3 protein-coding genes and 1 pseudogene are annotated in these 4,182 nt (G+C 63.2%); all 4 read right to left on the reverse strand.

What is annotated here, in order from left to right:
- Positions 1–1,002, reverse strand: a 1,002-nt coding sequence (locus tag EN742_RS26440) for an ABC transporter transmembrane domain-containing protein (protein ID WP_245492398.1), incomplete at its 3' end; no start/stop codon positions are given.
- Positions 1,003–1,014: 12 nt separating this feature from the next.
- Complete coding sequence (locus EN742_RS26445) at positions 1,015–2,439, reverse strand: family 16 glycosylhydrolase (protein ID WP_126058127.1); 1,425 nt, start codon at positions 2,437–2,439, stop codon at positions 1,015–1,017.
- A gap of 306 nt (positions 2,440–2,745) precedes the next feature.
- Positions 2,746–3,894 (reverse strand): YncE family protein, encoded by a 1,149-nt coding sequence (locus tag EN742_RS26450; protein ID WP_126058128.1) that lies wholly within the window; start codon positions 3,892–3,894, stop codon positions 2,746–2,748.
- Positions 3,895–3,959: 65 nt separating this feature from the next.
- Positions 3,960–4,182: pseudogene (locus EN742_RS26455) on the reverse strand (GNAT family N-acetyltransferase); the annotation flags it as partial.

The raw sequence follows: 4,182 nt of genomic DNA on the forward strand, positions 1-4,182 counted from the left end.
CACGGAAATCGCGCCGGAAGGATCCGGCAGGGACAGCTTCCGCGCTTTCGCCGGATGTGCCGCAAGCGCGGTCTCCAGCCGCTTCCACGCCCGCCTGGCGTCGACGATCTGCCGCCAGGATCCGATCAGCTGGTCGAGCGGCTGCAGCGCACGCGACGAGACCAGCGAGGAGGCGAAGATCATGCCGGCCGTCATCTGCCCTTCGAGCACCAGCCATGCGCCGGCGCCGAGTATCGCGAGCTGCAGCATCATGCGCAGCGCCCGTGAGGCGCCGCTGAAGATCGCGTTGGCGCTCGCCGAGCGGTCATGCAGGACAAGCGCGTCAGCCACATGCCGTCCCCAGACCCGTGCGGCGTTCTCGACCATGCCCATGGCGCGCAGCGTGTCGGCATTGCGGGCGAAGGCTTGTTCCGCTTGGGCGGCGACGGCCGAACGCCCCGCCGACAAGGCATCGTTCCTGCCGATGGCAAGCTGGTTGGCCACCACCAGGAGAAGCAACAGCACGGCGCCGGCGAGTGTCAGCCAGAACAGGACGGGATGGATGAGATAGAGCAGAGCGAGGAAGACGGGAGCGAAGGGCAGGTCGAACAGCACTGCCACGCCGCGCGACCTGATGAAGGCGCAGGCCGAGGCAAGGTCGCGCAGCGGCGACAAGCCGCCAGCATATCTGGCGCCTAGCGCGGCGGCGAATGTCGTCGCCCCCAGCCTGCCATCGACCGTCGCCGCGACGCGCTGCGCGTAGATGGCCCGCACCGCGTCGAGGAAGCCGAGAAAGGCGAGCGCGATCACCGCGATCGCCGAAAGGTAGAGCAGCGTCTCGACGCTCGAGGACGGCAGGACGCGGTCATAGACCTGCAGCAGGTAGAGCGGGATCACTAGCAGCAGGATGTTGATCAGTAACGAGAAGATGCCGACATCGGCGATGGCGCGCCTGAACACCGGTCGCAGGCTTGACTGCCTGGTCGTGCCCGCATTCGCGCGAGGAGCATGGTCCTGAGACATGCGCACGGACGCCTAGACCGCGTGCTCGCCCGTGACGTTCAAATGGCTCTGCTGCAAATAGTCCAGCGTGTAGGCGTGGATATAGTCGATCTTCATCTGAGCCGGCGTGGCGAGATGGTCCGGCGGCGCGCCGGCCTGACCGCCGATCGCGAGATCAACCAGCATGTACATGGGCTTGTTCATGTCGGATGGCGTTGCCGCCTCCGCGACCTGCACGCCGTCATAGGTCCAGACCAGCTTGTCCGGCGTCCACAGCAGGCCGTAGGTGTGAAAGCCGTCGGTGTCGGAGACATTCACCGTCGATCCGACCTTGGTGTGGGTTCCCGTCTCATTCGTGTGCGCGGTCATCAGAAGCGAGTTCGGACTTTGGCCATACATTTCCACGACGTCCAATTCCGGCGGCCACGAGCCGTCTTCCGGCAGCAGCCAGAAGGCCGGCCAGGCGCCGGTGTTTTCCGGCAGGTCGGCCCTCATTTCGAAATAGCCATAGGTCTGGGCGAAGGTGTCGTGCGTGGTCAGGATGCCGGAGGTGTATTCATAATTGTTGATAAGCGGCTTGATGTCGGCCGACGCCTGGGCCGCGGTGATGGTCAGCACGCCGTCGTCGACGCTGAATGGGTGGACCGAACTCGTCGGCGCGTAATTGGCGTCGATGTACCATTGTAGCTCGTTGTTCTGGGTGAGCGTGCTGCCGTTCGGCGCCCCCCACCAGAAGTTGGTGTCCCAGGTGCCGCCCTGGCTATTGTGAAGGCTGAGCGTGTTGAAATCGTCATTGAAGGACAGCGTCATTCCGGACTTGTCGATCGGCAGCTCGAACTGGCCGGCCGACAGCTTGTCGGCAGTGGTGTTGTTGAACACCAGCACCTCGTTCGATCCGAGATTCAGCAGAAGGTTCGCTCCGGCCTGGATCAGCTGCGCCTTGACGTCGTCGAACGACATGAAGTCGTAGCCGTTGAGACGGATGGTGTCGTCGGCGCCGAAATCGGTGATCAGGTCGCTTCCGTGGCCCTTGGTGATGATGAACGTGTCGGCGCCGCCACCGCCGATCAGTACGTCGTTGCCCAGGCCGCCGTCAAACGTCTGGCTGCCGGTACCGCCCTTGATTATGTTGTCGACCGAATTGCCGAACGCGTAACGATTGGCGCCGGTGACAACGAGGTTCTCGAAATTGTTGGGGAGCTTGTAGCTCATCCAGGTGTCGATCGTGTCGATGCCTTCGCCGGGCAGCTCGACGGCCCGGTTGATCGTCGAATAGAGATGGTAATAGTCGTCGCCCGCGCCGCCATACATGGTGACGTTGACGCTGGTGTTGCCCCAGAAAGAGTCGTTGCCGGATGTGCCGCGCAGTTCCGGCCCGGCCCCGGTTGCGGAGAACCAGTGGGTGGAAGCGCCGGTGTAGGGAAGGGGAATGCCTTTTGCGTTGACGACACTGGTCATCGGACGATCCTTCCTCGGAATGCCGGCCTGTTGGAGCCGCTCGATAGGAGTTCAAGCGACCGCTTGCGGACCAACGTTGTAGTGCAAATCATCGTTCCAACGAATCACCATATAGTACAGGGAAAAAGGTATTTTCCTCGATTATTTCTTATGAGTGAATAGAATGAGGAATCTCTAATACAATTAAAGCGCGAAGCCGGACCAATTTTACTCAATATTGCTGGAATTCTGCCAAATGTTTAGGCAAATCGCTGTGGCAGGATGCATTTTGATTTGAGGCGCTCGCCTCGTCCTGGCGAGGCAGGCCTAGCGCATGTTCCCGGTATGCCCCTGCGAGTATCGTCCGGGCAGCGGCCACACCGTCAGCCCATGAGGCTCCAGGCCGACGGGGATCCTGGTGACGGCGCCGGACGTGGTGTCGAACATGTAGACTTCGCTGTCGAAGCGGCCGGACAGCCAGAGCTGCTTCCCATCGGCGCTGATGTTGCCCATATCCGGGCTGCCGCCGCCCGGGACGGGCCACTGGGCGATGACCGAGCGGGTGGCGAAGTCGATCACCGTGACGCTGCCTGGCCCCTTGGCGCGACCCTGCTCCATCTTGTGCGAGCCGCGGTTCGAGACATAGAGCCGCCTGCCGTCGCGGCTGACGACGAAGCCATGCGCGCCGATGCCGGTGGGGACGAAGCCGATTTCGGCAAAACTGTCGCCGTCGATCAGGAAGACGCCGTCATTCATCATGTCGGCGACGTAAAAGACCTTGCCGTCGGGCGAGAGCCTTATGTCCTGCGGCATGCCCATCTTCGAGAGGTCGAGATGGCCAAGCACCTTCTGGTTCTTCAGGTCGACCTTAAGCAGCCCACCATCGCCGTATTCGCAGGTGAAGATCGCGTAGGAGCCGTCGACGGAGAAATCGGCGTGGTTGATGCCGGCGCAATCGGGCGTCAGGATGACCGACTTCAGCGCCATGGTCGCGGGGTCGCGCAGGTCGAGCTGGCGCAAAGCTTCGTCGACGATGATGGCCGAGCTGCCGTCGGGCATGAAGTACATGTTGTAGGGGTCGTCGACCGGGACCTGCCGGCTGGGCTTGCCGGTCTTCGGGTCGACCTCGGTCAGGCTGCCGTTCTTGCCCGTTCCGTTGTTGGCGACCCACAGCGTCTTGAGGTCCCAGGAGGGGACGACGTGCTGCGGCTTGCTGCCGACGCTGAACCTGTCGACCTCCTTCAGGGTCGTGGTGTCGATCACCGAGACGCTGTTCGACGACCGGTTGGGCACATAGACACGCGGCAGTGCGCCGGCCGTGGCCGGGCTGAGATGGCCGGCGGTCGTATGGCTGTAGACGTTGACGGACGGCGCGCCGCAATCCTCGAGACAAGAGCCGGCAAGGGTCCGGGCCGGCAGCAGGGCAAGCAGGAGAACCGGCGCGAGGCCGGCATGACGCAGGACGGTCCTGATCATCTGGATTGCCTTGCGATGAATGCCGACCGGATTCGGCTGCCGAAAGCCATGCGCTCGCCGTTCCTCTAGCGTCGTTTCAGCAGGCTGCGCATGCGGTTGCGCAGGATCCGGGCCATGTTGCGGGTCTCGCGGTAGAGATGCAGCTGCGAGGCCGCCTGGCGGGCGAGGCGGTCGGCGTCGGGCGACAGCCCAAGCACCAGCGTGCCCATCGGTTTGCGCTCCGTCCACAGCCGGCTCATCACCGGATGGTCGGGCACGGCGCAGGAATCGGTCACCACGATATTGGGG

The organism is Mesorhizobium sp. M4A.F.Ca.ET.020.02.1.1 (genome assembly GCF_004022645.1).
GTDB lineage: Bacteria > Pseudomonadota > Alphaproteobacteria > Rhizobiales > Rhizobiaceae > Mesorhizobium.

What these genes read in the sequence shown, in the direction of transcription:
- EN742_RS26450 (WP_126058128.1), bottom strand. Translation starts at nt 3,894, where the DNA reads ATGATCAGGACCGTCCTGCGTCATGCCGGCCTCGCGCCGGTTCTCCTG.
- EN742_RS26445 (WP_126058127.1), bottom strand. Translation starts at nt 2,439, where the DNA reads ATGACCAGTGTCGTCAACGCAAAAGGCATTCCCCTTCCCTACACCGGC.